Origin of the sequence: Actinomadura sp. NPDC000929 (assembly GCF_040492065.1) — a bacterium.
Classification (GTDB): Bacteria; Actinomycetota; Actinomycetes; order Streptosporangiales; family Streptosporangiaceae; genus Spirillospora; species Spirillospora verrucosospora.
Map to the genome: position 1 here is coordinate 1 of NZ_JBEUPA010000160.1, position 18,422 is coordinate 18,422.

10 protein-coding genes are annotated in these 18,422 nt (G+C 72.7%); 7 read left to right on the forward strand and 3 right to left on the reverse strand.

All coding sequences use genetic code 11. From position 1 onward, the window contains the following. Together ABWI04_RS35820 and ABWI04_RS35825 are read right to left on the reverse strand one after the other, a co-directional pair. Positions 1 to 1,477: sensor histidine kinase (locus ABWI04_RS35820; protein WP_353835170.1), on the reverse strand; the 1,477-nt coding region annotated here is incomplete at its 3' end. Between the two features lie 182 nt (positions 1,478 to 1,659). Further along, positions 1,660 to 2,883 carry a cytochrome P450 family protein gene (locus tag ABWI04_RS35825; RefSeq protein ID WP_353835171.1) on the reverse strand — a complete coding sequence of 408 codons (1,224 nt, stop codon included), beginning with the start codon at positions 2,881 to 2,883 and terminating at the stop codon, positions 1,660 to 1,662. 291 nt (positions 2,884 to 3,174) lie between these two features. Here ABWI04_RS35825 and ABWI04_RS35830 point away from each other — a divergent pair, with 291 nt between their 5' ends. The 6 genes from ABWI04_RS35830 (at position 3,175) to ABWI04_RS35855 (ending at position 13,796) form a co-directional block, all read left to right on the forward strand. After that, positions 3,175 to 3,963, forward strand: a complete 789-nt coding sequence (locus tag ABWI04_RS35830) for a DeoR/GlpR family DNA-binding transcription regulator (protein ID WP_345175645.1) — start codon at positions 3,175 to 3,177, stop codon at positions 3,961 to 3,963. 200 nt (positions 3,964 to 4,163) lie between these two features. Then, complete coding sequence (locus ABWI04_RS35835) at positions 4,164 to 6,860, forward strand: alpha-L-rhamnosidase (protein ID WP_353835172.1); 2,697 nt, start codon at positions 4,164 to 4,166, stop codon at positions 6,858 to 6,860. A gap of 79 nt (positions 6,861 to 6,939) precedes the next feature. Further along, positions 6,940 to 8,220: an ABC transporter substrate-binding protein gene (locus ABWI04_RS35840; protein WP_345175643.1), complete on the forward strand. Its 1,281-nt coding sequence runs from the start codon at positions 6,940 to 6,942 to the stop codon at positions 8,218 to 8,220. Positions 8,221 to 8,222: 2 nt separating this feature from the next. Continuing rightward, on the forward strand, positions 8,223 to 9,197 hold the full coding sequence (locus ABWI04_RS35845) for a carbohydrate ABC transporter permease (protein ID WP_345175642.1): 975 nt from the start codon (positions 8,223 to 8,225) through the stop codon (positions 9,195 to 9,197). Beyond that, entirely contained in the window at positions 9,194 to 10,021 is an 828-nt protein-coding gene (locus tag ABWI04_RS35850; RefSeq protein ID WP_353835173.1) for a carbohydrate ABC transporter permease, read from the forward strand. Before ABWI04_RS35845 ends, ABWI04_RS35850 begins: the two co-directional genes overlap by 4 nt. Before the next feature lie 103 nt (positions 10,022 to 10,124). Then, on the forward strand, positions 10,125 to 13,796 hold the full coding sequence (locus ABWI04_RS35855) for a glycosyl hydrolase (RefSeq protein WP_353835174.1): 3,672 nt from the start codon (positions 10,125 to 10,127) through the stop codon (positions 13,794 to 13,796). Positions 13,797 to 13,837: 41 nt separating this feature from the next. Here the strand turns inward: ABWI04_RS35855 and ABWI04_RS35860 are convergent, their stop codons facing one another. Then, a complete protein-coding gene (locus tag ABWI04_RS35860; protein WP_353835175.1) occupies positions 13,838 to 15,442 on the reverse strand; it encodes an alpha/beta hydrolase in 1,605 nt (534 codons plus the stop codon). Positions 15,443 to 15,758: 316 nt separating this feature from the next. Here ABWI04_RS35860 and ABWI04_RS35865 point away from each other — a divergent pair, with 316 nt between their 5' ends. Further along, positions 15,759 to 18,293 carry a collagenase gene (locus ABWI04_RS35865; RefSeq protein WP_345180990.1) on the forward strand — a complete coding sequence of 845 codons (2,535 nt, stop codon included), beginning with the start codon at positions 15,759 to 15,761 and terminating at the stop codon, positions 18,291 to 18,293. Positions 18,294 to 18,422: the final 129 nt, after the last annotated feature.

An 18,422-nucleotide genomic window follows, 5' to 3' on the forward strand; every position in this document is an offset into this window, starting at 1 on the left:
GCAGGTTCGCCGCCGGGTCGGAGCCGTCCGCCGCGGGCGCCGGGGGCGCCGCCGCGGCGGCCAGGGCCGGGGCGGGTTCGCGGGCGGGCCGGGTGGCGCGCGCGCCGGTGCTCCTGGGCGCGCTGCGGATGGACTCCGCCAGGGTTCCCGCGCCGGCGGCGCCGACGGAGTGGGTGACGAGCTGGCGCGGGATCAGCACGACGACGCCGACGCCGCCGCGCGAGGACGGCCGGAAGTTGACGCGCAGGCCGTGCTTGCCCGCCAGCCGCCCGACCACCGCGAGGCCCAGCCGGGTGCCGGGCAGCGACGTCAGGTCGGCGGCGTCGGAGACCAGCCGCTCGGCGCGCTCCCGCTCGCGCTGGCGCATCCCGAGCCCGCTGTCCTCGATCGTGATGACGATCCCGGCGTCCTCCTCCTCCGCGTAGACGTGCACGGCCGAGCCGTGCGGGGAGAAGTTGGCCGCGTTGTCCATCAGCTCGGCCAGCGCGTGCATGACGCCCTCGGCGGCGAAGCCGGCGATGGCGGCGGTGCTGGTCGAGTGGTACTGGACGCGCTGGTAGGAGGCGATCCGCCCCATGGCGCCGCGGATGACGCTCTCCAGCACGATGGGCTTGGTCCAGCGACGCCCCGAGCGCCCGCCGCTGAGCAGCGCGATGCTGTCGGCGAGGCGCCCCATCTGGGAGACGTGGTGGTCGAGGTCGAGCAGGTCGCCGAAGACGTCGTCCTCGCTGTAGCGGTCCTCCAGCTCCCGGAGCTGGGCGAGCATGCGGGTCGTCTGCGCCTGGATCCGCGCCGCCGCGGCGGCGGAGGCCGCCATGGCCGCCGCCCGGGTGCGCTCCCCGGCGGCCACGTCGTCGGCGAGCGCGCGCAGGAGCCGGTCGAGCGCGGCGTGCGCGGGCGCCGGGAACTCGGCCAGCACGGACGCGGCCGAGGCGCGGTCGCCGCGGATCCGCTCGATGAGGACGGGCAGCGTCGAGTCGGCGAGCCGGTCGACCTCCTCCTCCAGGGCGGCCAGCTCGGCCTCGGCCCGGGACGCGTGCCGCTCGCTCGCGGCGACGCCCTCCGCGACCAGGCGCACCAGGCGGCCCAGCAGGTGGTTCGGGACGGCCTGCAGCTCGGTCAGGGTCTCGTCCGGCGAGGCTCCGGCGTGGAGCCGCTCGATCAGCGCCGGGAGGGGACCGTCGACCAGCTCGTGGAGCCGGCGCTCCAGGAGGTCGCTCTCGCCCTCGACCCGGGCCAGCCGGGCGCGGGCGGCTCGCGCGCACTCGGCGTAGTAGGCCGCGGTCCCGGCGAGGAGGCTCACCAGGAGCGTCCCCGCGCCGCCGCCCACGGCGACGACGGTCCGCGAGCCCTGGTCCACGGCCAGAAGTGCTCCGAGCCAGGCGCCGCCGCCGACGATCGCCACGATCAGCCAGACCCAGAAGGCGCGTTCCAGCGCGGCGCGCTCGGTGGGTGCTCGATCCGCTCCCGTTGCCATCCCTCTCGTCCCTGTGAGCGTCGGTGACTGGTGTGCAGGACTCCTCGACCCACTGCACGGTGGTCATATCGGTATAAGGCGTGACAAGGATGCACCAAAATGCCGGGGGCACACAGGTGATCACAGAAAATGGTCGTTCCGTCCCGGTCCGGCGGCCTCGGCCGCCGGACCGGGACGGGCCGTCAGGGCCGGACGGGGCCGAGGGCGACCGGCAGGCTGAGCGGGCCGACGGTGAAGAACGACGGCGAGTAGGGGACGTCGTCCGGGTCGACGGCGAGGGAGAGCTCCGGCAGCCGCCGGTACAGAGCGGCGAGCGCCAGCCGGCCCTCCAGGCGGGCCAGCGACGCGCCGATGCAGTACCGGGGGCCATGGCCGAACACGAGGCGGGCGTTCTGCTCCCGGGTGATGTCGAAGCGGTCGGCGTCCTCGCCGTGCTCGGCCGGGTCGAGGCCGCTCGCCTGGTAGACGACGCCGACGGCCTGGCCCTTGGGGATCCGCACCCCGGCGATCGTCACGTCGTCCGCGGTGAAGCGGAAGCTGGTCATCATGACCGAGTGGCGGTAGCGCAGGGTCTCCTCGACCACGTCGTCCCAGCGGTCGCCGGCCTTGGCCAGTTCGAGCTGGTCGGGGTTCTGGGACAGCGCGATGATGGCGTGCCCGAGGAGGTGGACGGTGGTCTCGTGGCCGGCGATCAGCATCAGCCACAGCACGCCGACCAGCTCGTCGGTGGTGAGCTTGTCGCCCTCGTCGCTGGCCTGGACCAGGCCGGTGGTGAGGTCGTCGCCGGGAGTCCGGCGCTTGTTCTCCACCAGCTGGTGCAGATAGGCCTGAAGGGCGTTCTGCGTCGCGAACGCCTTTTCCGGCGGAGTGGTGTGCGCCAGAAGCGCGGCGGTCCACTCGCGCACGCGGGGCCGGTCCTCGGTGGGGACACCGAACAATTCGCAGATCACCCAGATGGGCAGTGCCTCGGTGAAGGCGGGAACGATGTCGACGACGTCCCCCGCGGTCACCACGTCGTCGAGCAGGCCCTCCACGATCTGCCGGACGCGCGGCTCCAGCGCCTTCACCCGCGCGGGCGTGAACGCCTTGCCGACCAGGCCGCGCAGCCGCCGGTGGTCGGCGCCGTCCTTGGTGGACAGGTGACCGCCCTCGACGATGGCGCGCAGCGGCCAGTCCTCGGGGATCGACCCGTCGTGCAGCGCGGGCCAGTGCTCCGGCTCCCGCAGGAAGGTCCGGTTGTCCCCGGCGAGGATCTCCCGGACGGCGTCGTGGGTCAGCGCCAGGTAGGCGGGCACGCCGCCGGGGAACTCCACCTCGACCACGGGAGCGATCTCCCGCAGCCGCAGGCACGTGTCGAGCGGGCTCTCGTCCGCGGCGGGAAAGGGAGGAAGGGGGCTCGTCGTCATTCTGTCCCATTCGGAGATGAGGTAAGTGACAGAGGGCCCATCCTTTCCCCCATGATCACCTCGCGGCAAGATATTCACGAATTAGGTGTTATTTCGATCGTGTGGTACTCGCGCCGCGGAGGGGGGCGGAGCGGCGCCGCGGGACGCGGAGGCCGCGCACGCGGCGGCGCTCCGACGGGCCGCGTCAACCCGGCTGACCCGTGTGTTAACAAACCATCCGAACGTGTTACCTTGTGTGGCGCCCGGCCTCCGCGACAGCCCGTCGCGCGCGCCGGCCACGGGAGGTTCCGGATGGTCGAGCAGGGCGGAGGCGCGCGGGGACCGGAGCGGCGCCGGCAGGACATCGCCGACATCGTCCTGTCCGCCGGCTCGGTCTCGGCCGCCGGGCTCGCCGAGCGCTTCGGCGTCAGCCTCATGACGATCCACCGCGACCTCGACGAGCTCGCACGCCAGGGCGTCGTCCGCAAGCACCGCGGCGGGGTGACCGCGCAGCCGTCCGGAGTGTTCGAGAGCAGCGTCGCCTACCGGATGAAGTCGATGCGGCCCGCGAAGGACGCCGTCGCCGCCCTGGCCGTCGAGATGATCGAGCCGGGCATGGCGGTCATGCTGGACGACTCCACCACGGCGCTGGCGCTGGCGCGCAGGCTGGCCGGCGTGGCCCCCCTGACGGTCGTCACCAACTTCCTCCAGGCCGTCAACCTGCTGTCCGCCGAGCGCGACATCCGGCTGATGGCGCTCGGCGGCGACTACGACCCGCTGCACGACTCGTTCCTCGGCGTCTCGTGCGTGGACGCGATCGAGGCGCTCAACGTGGACCTGTGCTTCGTGTCGACCTCCGCGGTGTCCGGCGGGTTCGCCTACCACCAGGAGCAGCGCATCGTCTCGGTGAAGCGCGCGATGCTCGGCGCGGCGGCCCGCAGCGTGCTGCTGATCGACCATTCCAAGCTCAGCCGGGTGGCGCTGCACCGGGTGGCGCCGCTGTCGGCGTTCGACCGCGTCATCGTCGACGACGGCGCCGGGGCCGACGCGCTGCGCGAGCTCGACGAGCACAAGGTGGCCTACGAGCTGGCGACCGCCTGACGGCGGTCCCCCCGGTCACGGGCGCCGGCGAGTCCCTCGGACGCGCCGGCGACGGCGTTCCCCCCACCGGTTTGGTACGGCCGAAATCGACCGGATCCTGCACCTTGACACCCTGTTCGGCACCCTCCTACTCTCAAGCTCACATTTTTTAACGTTAACTTCACAGCCCACCTTGTTGGGATTGCGATCGGAGTGGGTGAGTGACGGGTTCCCTGGGCCGAGGTCTCGCGCCGTACGGCCTCCGCTGCGACCACCGGGCGGAGCCGCTCGGGGTCGACGAGCCCGCGCCGCTTCTGTCGTGGCGGCTGGCCTCCGGCCGGCGCGGCGACGCGCCCGCCGGTTTCCAGGTCCGGGTCCACGCCGACGACGGCGCCCGGGTCTGGGACACCGGCGCCGTGGCCGACCCGTCCGCCGTCTCCGTCCGCTACCGCGGCCCCGCCCTGCGGCCCCGCACCCGCTACCGCTGGACGGTCACGGTCACCGACGCGGCCGGCGCCTCCTCGCGGGAGGAGTCCTGGTTCGAGACCGGGATGCTGAGCCCGTCCGCGTGGTCGGCCGCCTGGATCACGCACGACCCGTCCGTCCAGGACGTCGTGGACGCGCCCGAGGAGGGCGAGCTCGCCCTCGCCGACCACGGCCTCCAGCCCGCCGTCCGGCTGCGGAAGGCGTTCGAGGCCGCCGCCGCGCCGGTCGCCGCGCGCCTCTACGTCACCGCCCGCGGCGTCTACGAGATGCGCCTCAACGGCGCGCGGGTCGGGGACGCCGAGCTCGCCCCCGGCTGGACGGACTACCGGGACCGCGTCGACTACCAGGTCCACGATGTCACCGACCTGGTCCGGACGGGCGCCAACATGCTGGCCGCCACGGTCGCGGACGGCTGGTGGAGCGGGTTCGTCGGCTTCGACGAGCGCCGCTCGGGCGCGCATTACGGAACGTTCCCCCAACTGCTGGCCGAGCTGCACCTCGTGCACGCCGACGGGACCACCGACGTGATCGCGACCGGCGGCGACTGGCAGAGCGCGCGGTCGCCCGTCCGGTACGCCGACCTGCTCATGGGGGAGTGCCACGACCTGCGCCGCGAGACCCCGGGCTGGGACCTGCCCGCCGGCGACCGCGACCGCGCGGGATGGCTTCCCGCCTGGGTCGCCGCCACCGACCGGAGCAGGCTCACCGCCACGGTCGCGCCGCCGGTCCGCGCCGTCCGCGAGCTGCCGGCGCGGTCGGTCGCCCGCATCGCCGGCGACCGGTTCCTGGTCGACTTCGGGCAGAACTTCGCCGGACGCGTCCGGCTCACCGCCCGCGGCCTGACCCCGGGCGACCGGGTGGTCGTCAGGCACGGCGAGGCCCTGGACGAGGCGGGCGCGCTCTACACCGCCAACCTGCGCACCGCCGACGCGACGGACGTGCTGATCGCGGGCGAGGACGCCGAGGCCGTCTTCGAGCCGCGCTTCACCTACCACGGCTTCCGGTACGCCGAGGTGACCGGCCTGGGCGCGCTCGACGCGGCCGACGTCACCGGCGTGGTGCTGCACAGCGACACGCCCTGGGCGGGGGAGTTCACCTGCTCCGACCCGGACGTCGACCGCCTCCACCAGGCGATCTCCTGGGGGCAGCGCTCCAACTTCGTCAGCGTCCCCACCGACTGCCCGCAGCGCGACGAGCGGCTCGGCTGGCTGGCCGACGCGCAGGTCTTCCTGCCGACCGCGTGCCTCAACGCCGACGTCGCCGCGTTCTTCGACGGCTGGCTGCGCGAGGTGCGCGGCGCCCAGTCGCCGGACGGCGCGTTCGGCAACGTGGCGCCGAGGATCGCGGGCGTGGCCGACGAGGGCGCGCCCGGCTGGGGCGACGCGGGCGTCCTCGTCCCCTGGCACCTCTACCGCGTGTACGGGGACGAGCGCTTCCTTGAGCGCAACCTCGACGCCATGTGCGCCTGGGTCGACCACGTCCACCGGCACAACCCCGACCTGGTGTGGACCCGCCGCACCGGCCCGCACTTCGCCGACTGGCTCGCGCCCGCCCCCACCCCGCGCGACGTCCTCGCCACCGCCTACTTCGCCCGCAGCGCCGCGCTGACGGCGCGCGCCGCCGAGATCCTCGGCGCGGACGAGGCCGCGGCCCGGTACGGCGCGCTCGCGGCCCACGTCCGCAAGACGTTCGCCGAGCGGTTCACGTCGCCGGACGGGCGGGTCGCCGGCGACACCCAGACCGCCTACCTGCTGGCCCTGGCGTTCGAGCTGCTCCCCGGCGAGCTCGTGCCGGGCGCGGTGCGCCGCCTCGCCGAACTCGTCGAGGAGGCCGGGCCCGGCCTCACCACCGGGTTCCTCGGCGTGGGGCTGATCGCGCCGGTCCTCGACGCGCACGGCCGCGCCGACCTCGCGCACGCCCTGCTGCGCCGCACCGACCCGCCGTCCTGGCTGTTCCCGCTGCGGCACGGCGCGACCACCGTATGGGAGCGCTGGGACGGCTACACCGCCGAGCGCGGGTTCCAGGCCGCGGCGATGAACTCCTTCAACCACTACGCGCTCGGCTCGGTCGGCGAGTGGCTCTACCGGGGTGTCGCCGGCCTCGACCAGGCGCCCGGCTCGGCCGGCTACCGCGACCTGCTGATCCGGCCGAGGCCCGGCGGGCTCACGGCGGCGAGCGCCCGCTACGAGTCGGTGCGCGGCGCCGTCTCCACCGCCTGGACCCGCCGCGACGGCGTGTTCGAACTGCGGGTGGCGGTGCCGCCGGGCGCGACCGCCACCGTCCACATCCCCACCGACGACCCGGACGGTGTGCGCGAGAGCGGGATCCCGGTGGCGGACGCCCCCGGGGTCTCGGTCGCCGGAACGGCGCGGGGGGAGCTCCGCTGCCGGACCGGCTCGGGGGACTACCGCTTCACGGCGGCCCTTCAATGACGTCCGTCCCCGCGCGGGACGGCCGCGGCCGGGACCGCCGCCACCCCGGCGGTCCGCGCCGCGAACGCGAGGAGGAAAGATGACATCGTCGTTCCAGAACGCGGCCCTCAGCCGCCGAGGATTCCTGCGGATGACCGGAGGAGTCGCGGCCGCGGCCGCGCTGCCGGCGGGACTGGCCGCCTGCGGGGGGTCGTCCGGCGGCTCGGGGACCCTGCGCCTGGTGGGCGTCGCCGACCAGCAGAAGGCGCTCGACCTGCTCACCAAGGCCTACACCGGCGCCAAGTTCAGCACCTCGTTCGCACCCACCGACCAGGTGCAGACGTCGGTGCGCACCCAGCTCGGCGCGGGCAACGCCCCCGACCTGCACGTCGTCTACCCGGGCAACGGCAGCGCCATGAGCATGGCGCAGATCGCCCAGGCCGGGCTGCTCGCCGACCTGAGCGGCCAGGCGTGGACGAAGAAGATCCCGGCGAGCCTGAAGCCGGCGTTCCAGAAGGACGGCAAGACCTTCATCTATTCCGCCGGGTCGAGCGTCATCGGCGCCATCTACAACACGAAGGTCTTCGAGAAGGCCGGAGTGGAACCGCCGAAGACCTGGAGCGAGTTCCTCGACGTCTGCGAGAAGCTCAAGAAGAAGGGCACGGTCCCGATCGCGCTCGGCGCGCAGACCCCCTGGGTCACGCAGCTGATCACCTACGCGCTGGTGCCGTCCACCGTGTACGCCAAGAACCCGCAGTTCGACAGCCAGATGCAGGCGGGGTCGGCGTCCTTCGCCCAGTCCGGCTGGGTGCAGGCCCTCGAGATGTACCTGGACCTGCAGAAGCGCGGGTACTTCAACGACAACCCCAACGGCACGACCTTCGAGCAGCAGACGTCCATGGTCGCCACCGGCAAGGCCGCCATGGCGATCCAGGTCTCGGCCGTCCTGCCCGACTTCCGCAAGGCCGCCGCGAACGCCGCCGACCTGTCGATGTTCCCGGTGCCGGGCGCGGACGACGCGGCCCAGGTGCGGATCCCCGCCGGGGTCGTCGTGGGGCTCGGCGTCAGCGCCCGCAGCAAGAACAAGGAGGCCGCCGAGAAGTTCGTCGAGTTCCTCGGCGAGCAGCAGAACATCAACCGCTGGGCCGAGGCCGTCGCCTGCGTCCCGCTCGTCCGCGACTCCTCCTCCAAGATCGACCCGGTCCTGGAGCCGTTCCTGCCGTACCTGGACGGCGACAAGGCCGACCCGTTCATGGACCAGGCGTGGCCGAACGCCGAGGTGCAGCCCGCCCACTTCGCGCTGGTGCAGGAGCTGCTCGCGGGCAAGACGACGGTGGCCGCGGGCCTGGCCAAGCTGGACGAGACCTACCGGAAGAAGTAGCCGTGCCCCCGACCGCACGTCCGGCACCGGCCGCCTCGGCGGCCGGTGCCGCGGGACCTCCCGAGAGCGCGGCGCGCCTCCCGGCGCCGCCCCGCCGCCGCCGGCGCGGCGGCTTCCTGACCCCGCCGTGGTGGTTCGCCGCGCCCGCCCTGCTGGTGTACGCGCTGATCGTCCTGTATCCGAGCGCCAGCGGGATCGTCTACGCCTTCACCGACTGGAACGGCATCGGCGACCGGTCGTTCGTCGGCGTCGACAACTTCGGCCGCCTGCTGCGGGACGACGCCGCGCGCGGGTCGCTGGTCAACACGCTGCTGCTGACGGTCGCGATCGTGGTCGTCCAGAACGGCATCGGGCTGCTGCTCGCGCTGGGCGTGCACACGCGCATCCGGTCGCGCGCGGTGCTGCGGGTCGTCTTCTTCGCGCCCGCGGTCGTCAGCCCCGTGATGGTCGCGTTCCTGTGGAAGTACGTCTACAACCCGGCGCCGGACGCGGGGCTCAACGGGATCCTCGGCGCGGTGGGGCTCGGCTCCCTGCGTCAGGACTGGCTCGGCGACCCCTCGCTCGCGCTGTGGTCGGTGGCCGGCATGGTGATCTGGCAGTTCTCCGGATACTCGATGGTCATCTTCCTGGCCGGGCTGGAGGGCGTGCCCGCGGAGCTGCACGAGGCCGCGATGATCGACGGCGCCGGGCGGTTCCAGCGGTTCCGCAGCGTCACCTGGCCGCTGCTCGCGCCCGCCGTCACGATCAACGTCATGCTGTCGACCATCGGCGGGCTCAAGCTGTTCGACCAGGTCTACGCGGCCACGAGCGGCGGGCCCGGCCACGCCAGCGAGACGCTGTCGACCGTCCTGTACAAGCAGGCGTTCGTGTTCGGCAACTACGGTTACAGCACGGCGATCGCGCTGGTCCTGGCGCTGTTCGTCGCCGCGGTCTCGCTGATCCAGATCCGGTACCTGCGCGGTCGGGAGGTGGCATGAGCCTGCGTTACGGACTGCGCACGTTCGCCCTGGAAGTCGTGATGATCGCGGTCGCGCTGGCGTTCCTGTTCCCGGTGTACGCGCTCATCACGCTGTCGCTGAAGGACAAGCAGCAGATCGCCTCGGCGCCGCTGGCGCCGCCGTCGTCGCCGACGTTCGGCAACTACTCCGACGCCTGGTCGCGGGCCTCGCTCGGCTCGGCGCTGGTGAACAGCACGGTGATCACGGTGGTGAGCCTGGTGGCGCTCATCGCGATCGGGGCGTTCGCGGCCTACTTCCTGGCCCGCTGCGCCACGCGGCTCGGTTTCACGCTGTACGTGCTGTTCCTGCTCGGCATCGTGCTGCCGTTCCAGCTCGGCATGATCCCGCTGTTCAAGCTCGCCGACTCGGCGGGCCTGCTCGGCACCTACCAAGGGATGATCATCTTCTACACCGGCATCCAGCTGCCGTTCACGATCTTCCTGTACACGGGGTTCATCCGGGCGCTGCCGGGCGACTACGCCAACGCGGCGCTGATCGACGGCGCGGGCCACCTGCAGGCCTTCACCCGGGTCGTGTTCCCGCTGCTGCGGCCGATCACCGGCACGGTGCTGATCCTCAACGCCGTGTTCATCTGGAACGACTTCTTCACACCGCTGCTGTACCTGGGCGGATCGGCGCGCGAGACGGTGCCGGTGCGGGTCTTCGCCTTCGTGGGCCAGTACGTCTCGGACTACGGCCTGGTCTTCGCCGGCCTGGTCCTCGCCGCCCTCCCGATCATCGTGATCTTCCTGGTGCTGCAGAGGTATGTGATCAAGGGGTTTGCGAGCGGGCTCAAGGGATGAGCGGAGCGAACCGGGGGGTGTGGGGGGTCGCCCCCCACAGGGAGCAGGGATGAGCGGAGCGAACCGGGGGGTGTGGGGGGTCGCCCCCCACAGGGAGCAGGGCATGAGAATTTCGGGGCGGTTGGGGGAGGTGCTGGACGTGCCGCCGCGGGCGTTCTCGCCCGCGCCCATCTGGTGGTGGAGCGGGGAGCGGCTCGACCGGCGGCGGCTGCGCGACCAGCTCGAACGGTTCGCCGAGGGCGGCGTCCACAACCTGGTCGTGCTGAACCTGGCGCCGTCCGGTCCGATGTTCGGCTCGGACGCCGACGATCCGCCGTTCTTCTCCACCGAGTGGTGGGACCTGCTGGACGCGGTCTGCGAGGACGCCGCCGAGCTGGGCGTGTCCCTGTGGTTCTACGACCAGCTCGGGTTCTCCGGCGCCGACCTGCAGGCCCGCCTGGTGCGCGACGTCCCGGAGTACGCGGGGCGCTGGCTCCGGCCGGACGGGACGGCGGACGTGCGCGGCTTCGACTACCTGTCGGCGGAGGCGTGCGCGGCGCTCCTCGACCGCGTGCACGGCGAGTTCGCGCGGCGGTTGGGGCACCGGCTCGGCAAGGTGATCGTGGGGTCGTTCCAGGACGAGCTGCCGTCGTTGCCGACCTGGTCGGAGGGGTTCGCCGGCGAGTTCGCGCGGCGCCGCGGCTACGACCTGGGACCGCACCTCGCGGCGCTGTGGGGGAGCGGCGGCGAGGACGCCTTCCGGATCCGCCGCGACTACCATCTCACCCGCGCCGAGCTGGCCGAGGACGCGTTCTTCCGGCCGCTGGCCGAATGGCACGAGCGGTACGGGCTGCTGCACGGCTGCGACCAGCAGGACCCGGCGCGGGCCGGGCTTCCCGTGGACGGGGTCAGGCTGTACGCCGACTACGCGCGCACGCACCGCTGGTTCGGCGCTCCCGGGTCCGACCACCACGGCGACGCCCGCGTCCACTCGTCGCTCGCGCACCTGTACGGCCGGGACCGGACCTGGATCGAGGCGTTCCATTCCAGCGGCTGGGGCGGGACGCTGGAGGAGACCTTCGACTGGCTGCTGCCGTGGCTGCGCTCTGGGGCGACCCTCTACAACCCGCATGCCGTCTACTACACGACCAAGGCGGGCTGGTGGGAGTGGGCGCCGCCGTCCACCGACTGGCGTCAGCCCTACTGGCGGCACCACCGTGTCTTCGCGGACGCCGTCGCCAGGCTCTGCGCCGCCCTCTCTCTGGGGCGGCACGTGTGCGACGTGGCCGTGCTGTTCCCGACCGCGACCGCGCAGGCCGGGACGCGGCTCGACGGCGTGGACCCGGACGCCGTGCTGGCGCAGGAGACCTACCGGGAACTGGTCGGCGACATGGCCTGGTTCCGGATGGTGCCCGGCGTGCTCGACCAGCTGGGGATCGACGCCGACGTGGTGGACGACGACTCCGTGCAGCGTGCCAGGGTCGCCGAAGGACGGCTGGACGTCGCGGACGAGTCGTACGGCGTCGTCCTCCTCCCGTCCTGCGCGGTACTGGAAGGGGAGACGGCCCGCAGGCTCACCGCGTTCGCCGAGGACGGCGGCCGTGTCGTCGCGGTCGGCGCGCCGCCTCGTCGCGGGGTCGGCGACCCGGGCGCGGACGAGGCGGTGGCCGGGCTCCGCGCCGTGCTGGAGGTCGTGCCGGACACCGGAGCTCTCGGCGCCGCGCTCGCCGGCGTCCGCCGGGTGGACGCGCCGGTGCCCGCCCTCGTCCGGGAGGTCGACGGCACCACGCTGGTGTTCCTGACGGCCGCGCCGTCGATGGCCAGCCGCGTGTCGGTGGGGCGGCCCGACGAGCGCGGGGCCGACCTCGGCTGGCTCGACGTGACCTACGACTTCGATCCCGGCCGGTACCTGCGGGACATGCGGGTGCGGGTCCGGGGCGTGCGCGGCCCGGCGTTCCTCGCGAGCCCGTTCGGGGGTCCGCCGCGCCGGCTGGAGACGCGCGCGGTGGACGGGACGTCCGTCGAGATCGTCGTCCCGTTCGACGACGGGCCCGCCGCGCTGCTCCTCTTCCCCGGCGGCGAGGATGTCGCGGCGCCGGATCCGGCCCCCGCGAGGCAGCAGACCCTCCTCGACCTCGGCACGTCCTGGACGATGGACCTGGTTCCGACGCTCGACAACGCCTGGGGCGATTTCGCCAGACCCGCCGGTCAGGACGTTCTCCTGGAACGCTGGACCATGAGTCACCGACCGGAGGCGGAGCCGGCGTGGTCCGAGGCGCACGCGACGTTCGGCCCGCACGGTGTCTGGTCCAGGGAGAGCGAGGGGCGATGGCGGCCCTCGGTGTACTCCGACTCCCGCGGCATCCGCAAGGACACCTTGCACCGCGCCTTCCTCGGCCCCAAGGGACACGTGCCTGAGGAGTTCCTCGACTTCGGGGAGGTGCGGTCCGGGGACGCGGTCGTGTTCCGGACCCGCCTGACCGTGCCCGGTGACGGCGGCTTCGTGGCCGTCGGCGCCGCGGCCGCCAAGACGCTGCGAGTGGACGGCGCCGCCGTCCCCCTGGACGACCGGGGCCATCTGGCGATCGCCGAGGTGCCGGTCCCCGCCGGTGAGCATGACGTCGAGGTCCGGCTGGTCCCCGACGAGGACGTCCGGCTGCGGGCCCACCTCGCCGTCGTCACCGACCGCGAGCGCTACCGGCGGCCGGAGTGGATCACGGCGGCGGGCCCCGCGCGGCCGGGAGCCGAGATCGCGCTCCGCGTCCCGCTCCCGGAGTCGGCCGACGGCGCGACGATCCAGGTGGCCTCGGCCGCGCCCTGCCGCGTCCTCGTCGACGGCGAGGAGGTCGGCCGCCAGGGGGGATTCGACCCGTACGCCGAGCAGGAGGTCCCGCGCGTCGGCCGCTACCGCGTGGCGGGCGGCGACCTGGCCCTGGTCCTCACCGAAGGCGGCCCGCCTCCCGAGGTCCTCGTGGACGGACCCGTCGTGTCCGGCGCCAGCTGGACCGCGACGCGCGACGGCGCCCCGGTGCCCGTCGCGGCGCGGCGCGCGCAGTACGGCGACCCGGCGTCCCTGCACCTGCGGCGGCGGCCTCATCCGCTGCCCGGCGCGGCATGGCTTGAGGACGACCGGGAGACGGGCGTCGTCCTCCCGGCGACGCTCGCGATGCCGGACGCGGCACCGCGGGTGGAGAGGCTGCGTTTCGCCGTCCCGCCCGGGGCGACGGGTATGGCCGTCGACGTCCGCGGTGAACTGCTGGAAGCGACTCTGGACGGGGAGCCTTTGTCCCCGGCCCCCGAGATGGCGCTGCCGGGCCCGGAGGCTCCATCCGGCCGGACGGCGGAGCTGCGGATTCGCACCCTCCCCGGTCACCGGGCGGGCGCGGCGCTCGCGGGGCCGGTGCGTTTCACCGTGGGTCGCGGAACCATCGGGCTGGGCGACTGGGAGGACGCGGGACTCGCCGGCTACAGCGGCGCCGTCCGCTACCGGCGCTCGTTCCGCCTCACCATGCCCGCGGGCGCGGTCACGCTCGACCTCGGACGGGTGCGCGGCACCGCCGAAGTCACCGTCAACGGCGACCCGGCCGGGGTGCGCATCTGCGCCCCGTACCGCTTCGACATCGGAGCGGCCCTGCGCGAAGGCGACAACGAGATCGAGATCCTCGTCTGCGGAACCCTCGCGCCCTACCTCGACGAGGTCAGCCCCACGCATTTCGTCTTTCAGGGCCAGCGAGTCTCGGGCCTCTTCGGCCCCGTCCGACTGCTCGTGGAGGCCCCGGCCGCCGGCGGGCGCTGACCGAACGGGACGGTAGCGCCGCGCGGCGGCCGGGGCCCGCGTCACCTCACGAACTGGCGCGGAACGGCGGTCGCCTGCGTGCCCGAGGCCACGGCCGGGGCGGGCGTGACCCAGACCGGCGCCGGGTCAGGGTTCTTGGCGCAGGTGCGGTCTACCAGGCCGCGGTCCGGCGGCACCTTTCCGCCGCGGAGATAGTCGACCAGGAGGTCGTCGAGGCATGTGTTGCCCGCGAACGTGATGGCGTGGCTGCCGCCGCCCCTCTCCACGACGAGGCGTGCGCTCGGCAGGGCCCGCGCCATGTCGAGGCCGCCTTCGTACGGTGTCGCCGGGTCGTCCGTCGCCTGGAACAGCAGCAGGGGCGGCAGTCCCTTCCCGGTGATCCTGGGCCGGTGCCCCGCCTTGACGGGCCAGGTCAGGCAGCCCGCGTTGAACCACATGTTGTTGTAGGTGTAGAAGGGCGCCTTCTCGTTGACCTTCGCCTGGTCCTTGCGCCAGTACCGGAAGTCGCGCGGCCACTTGCTGTCGCTGCACATCACGGCGTTGTAGAGGTCGAAGGAGTCGTCCGCCGGGTCCGGCGCCGCGTAGCGCTCGTACGCGGTGGCGAGGGGCGCGGTGTCTCCCGAGTTGGTGTACGCCGCCAGCACCGTCGCGAGCCGGGGCCACCGGAGGACGTCGTAGCCGCCCGCGACCTGCGTGTCGTCGAACTCGTCGGGCCCGATCCGGCCGACGGGGTGCTCGCGCAGGCGGGTGCGCATGGCGTACCACTTGGCCTCGACCCCGGCGGGGTCGGTGCCGAGGTGGTAGACGCCGTCGGCCTTGGCGACCCACGCGGTGAACGCCTTGAACCGCTTCTCGTGCTGCAGGTCCTGGAGGACGTTGTGGTCGTACCAGGAGACGGACGGCCCGACGATGCTGTCCAGGACGAAGCGGCGGACGTGCCCCGGGTAGAACTGGGCGTACGTCGAGCCGAGCGTGGTGCCGTACGACCATCCGAAGAAGTTGATCTTCTCGGCGCCGAGCGCCCGGCGGATCGACTCCATGTCCCGGACGTGGTCGACCGTCGACAGGTGCGGCAGAAGCCGGGAGTGCTTCTCGGTGCAGTTCGCGACGTAGCCCGCCGCCTTCGCCAGCCACGCCTCCGTGGTGCCCTGGTCGACCTGGAAGTCGGGCCGCGGGCCGTCGAAGTAGTGCGGGTCGCAGGACATGCGCGGCTCGCTGTGCTGGGAACCGCGCAGGTCGAAGCCGATCCAGTCGTAGGAGGCGGCGACGTCGGGCGGCAGCCTGGAGGGGATCCAGCTCGCCATCCACAGCCCGCTGATTCCGGGCCCGCCCGGGTTGAGCAGCATCGGCCCCTGCCGCTCGCCCGGGGGCGCGGTGGCCGGGAGCCGGTTCAGCGCGATCCTGACCGTGCGCCCGTCCGGGCGGGCGTGGTCGAGGGGCACCTCCAGCATCGCGCACTGCAGGGCCGGGGTCGCGGCGTCGCCGCAGGGCTTCCAGTCCAGGCGCGGCGGGTCCCCGGCCGCCGCGGTCGCCGGCGGCCCGGCCAGCGCGGTCGCCGGCGGTGGCCCGGCCAGCGCCGCGGCCGCCAGCATCCCGCCGCACGCGACGAGCGCGGCGCCCGCGCGTGTCCTGCTCCGTCGTCTCACAGACACCTCCAGAGTGGTTGTGACATTGCAGTGTACAATTTCACCTTTCTTTCGTCATTGTCCGGAAACGGCGTCGGGGGCGTCTCGCGGCCGGAAAGGGGGCGCCACCTCGGCGAATTCCTTTCCCGCGTTTCGGGGGGGATCCGTCCGGGAGATCCATAACCCAGATCGATGGCGCGGCGTATGACCACGGGTCGTTTCCGCGCCACAAACTGCGGGCGCACGCTTCCCCGACCCTCCGGACCTTGGACCCCGGAGCCCTGCGACTCCGTCCGGCGCGCCTGCCGGACGCCCGCCCCATGGAGGAAGACCCCCCGTGAGAAACAGACGCAGATCGACCCGCTGCCTGCTGGCGTCAATGGCGGTGGCCCTCGGGACGACGTTCCTCGTCCCGCCCGCGAACGCCGCCCCGAAACCCCCTCCCGCCAGCGTCCGCCCCGACGGCGGCGACGCGCGCCACGTCCAGAAGGCGCCGCTGCCCGCCAAGGACCGGCCGCCGCTCTCCGCCGACAAGAACGACCTGAAGAGCAGCCCCGACCAGCCGAAGAAGCCGGCGGAGCACAAGCGCCCTTCCATGAAGGCCGCCCCGAAGACGAGCGCCAAGGCCGCCGCGGCCGCGTGCAGCGCGAGTGACTTCACGAGCCGTTCCGGAAGCGCGCTCGTCCAGCAGATCAAGTCGTCCACGACCGACTGCGTCAACTCGCTGTTCAGCCTCACCGGCACCGACGCGTACTACGCGTTCCGGGAGTCGCAGATGGCGAGCGTCGCGTACGGGCTGCGCGACAACGGGCTCTCCTACCCGGGCGACAACACCACCGGCACGGCCCAGCTGGTCCTCTACCTGCGGGCCGGCTACTACGTCCACTGGTACAACCCGTCGACCGTGGGGACCTACGGCCCCACGCTGAAGACGGCGATCCAGTCCGGTCTGGACGCCTTCTTCGGCAACTCCCGGTCGTCGACGGTCAGCGACGCCAACGGCGAGGTCCTCGCCGAGGCGGTCACGCTGATCGACAGCGCGGAGGAGAACGCCCGCTACCTCTACGTGGTCAAGCGGCTGCTGACCGGCTACAACAGCTCCTACGACGCGTCCTGGTGGATGCTCAACGCGGTGAACAACGTCTACACGGTGCTGTTCCGCGGCCACCAGGTCCCCGAGTTCGTCTCGGCGGTCCAGGCCGACCAGAGCGTGCTCGACACGCTCAACTCCTTCGCCTCGGGCCACCTCTCCCTGCTCGGGACCGACCGCAGCTACCTGACGTCCAACGCGGGCCGCGAGCTGACCCGCTTCGTGCAGCACACCGCGATGCAGGCGAAGGTCAGGCCGCTGGCCAAGGGGCTGCTCGGGCAGAGCGCCATGACCGGGAAGACCGCGCCGCTGTGGGTCGGCGTCGCCGAGATGACCGACTACTACGACAAGGCGAACTGCTCCTACTACGGCACCTGCGACCTGGCGCAGCGGCTCGCCGCGAACGTCCTCACCATCAACCACACCTGCAGTCCGAGCATCAAGATCCGGGCGCAGGACATGACGGCCGCCCAGCTCTCCGACAGCTGCGCCAGCCTCCAGAACCAGGACGCCTACTTCCACGGCCTGGTGAAGGACGGGAACCGGCCCGTCGCGAACGACAACAACACCACGATCGAGGTCTGCGTCTTCGATTCGAGCACCGACTACCAGACCTACGCCGGCGCGATGTTCGGCATCGACACCAACAACGGCGGCATGTACCTGGAGGGCGACCCGGCCGCCGCGGGCAACCAGCCGCGGTTCATCGCCTACGAGGCCGAATGGGTGCGCCCGGCGTTCCAGATCTGGAACCTCAACCACGAGTACACGCACTACCTCGACGGCCGCTTCGACATGTACGGCGACTTCAACGCCGGCGTCACCACCCCCACGATCTGGTGGATCGAGGGTTTCGCCGAGTACGTCTCCTACTCCTACCGCAAGGAGGTCTACGACGCGGCGATCACCGAGGCGGCGCGGAACACCTACGCGCTCAGCACGCTGTTCGACACCACCTACAGCCATGACACGACCCGCATCTACCGCTGGGGCTACCTCGCGGTGCGGTACATGTTCGAGAAGCACCCGGGCGACGTCTCGACCGTCCTCGGCTACTACCGGACCGGCAACTGGAACGCCGCCCGGACGTTCCTGACCAGCACGATCGGCACCCGCTACGACAGCGACTGGTGGACGTGGCTCGCCGCGTGCGCGTCGGGCGCGTGCGCCGGCGGCGGGGGCGGCGGCAACCAGGCGCCGGCCGCGCGGTTCTCCGCCTCGGCGAACGGCCTGGCGGTCTCCTTCACCGACCAGTCCACCGACTCCGACGGCACCATCGCCTCCCGGCGGTGGGACTTCGGCGACGGCGCCACCTCGACGTCGGCCAACCCGTCCCACACCTACGGCGCGGACGGCACCTACACCGTCACCCTCACCGTCACCGACGACAAGGGCGCCACCGGCACCGCGACCAAGCAGCTGGCGGTGTCGGCCGGAGGCGGCGGCGGGACGACCGAGTGCACCGGGACGGACACCCGCCAGCTCGGGCAGAACTGCCAGCGGAGCAACCTGTCGGCCACCCAGGGCAACCTGGCCTACCTGTACCTGTACGTGCCGGCCGGCACGCGGTCGATCAAGATCACGTCATCGGGCGGCACCGGCGACGCGGACCTGTACTACAGCCCCACCAGCTGGGCCACGTCGACGTCCTACACCCAGAGGTCCGTCAACGCCGGCAACGGCGAGACCCTGACCATCACCAACCCGCCCGCGGGCTACAACTACATCAGCCTCTACGGCAAGCAGGCGTTCAGCGGAGTGACGGTGAAGTCCGAGTACTGATCCCCCCACCCCGAGAACCGATCGCCGGGGCCGGACCGCGAGGTGCGGCCCCCGCCCAGGCACGAGGCGGCCGGCGCGGTCTCCGGGGAGTGGGAGGGGACCAGGGGGGCCGCGGCCAGCCGGAGGGGC

What these genes read in the sequence shown, in the direction of transcription:
- ABWI04_RS35855 (WP_353835174.1), top strand. Translation starts at nt 10,125, where the DNA reads ATGAGAATTTCGGGGCGGTTGGGGGAGGTGCTGGACGTGCCGCCGCGG.
- ABWI04_RS35825 (WP_353835171.1), bottom strand. Translation starts at nt 2,883, where the DNA reads ATGACGACGAGCCCCCTTCCTCCCTTTCCCGCCGCGGACGAGAGCCCG.
- ABWI04_RS35840 (WP_345175643.1), top strand. Translation starts at nt 6,940, where the DNA reads ATGACATCGTCGTTCCAGAACGCGGCCCTCAGCCGCCGAGGATTCCTG.
- ABWI04_RS35830 (WP_345175645.1), top strand. Translation starts at nt 3,175, where the DNA reads ATGGTCGAGCAGGGCGGAGGCGCGCGGGGACCGGAGCGGCGCCGGCAG.
- ABWI04_RS35850 (WP_353835173.1), top strand. Translation starts at nt 9,194, where the DNA reads ATGAGCCTGCGTTACGGACTGCGCACGTTCGCCCTGGAAGTCGTGATG.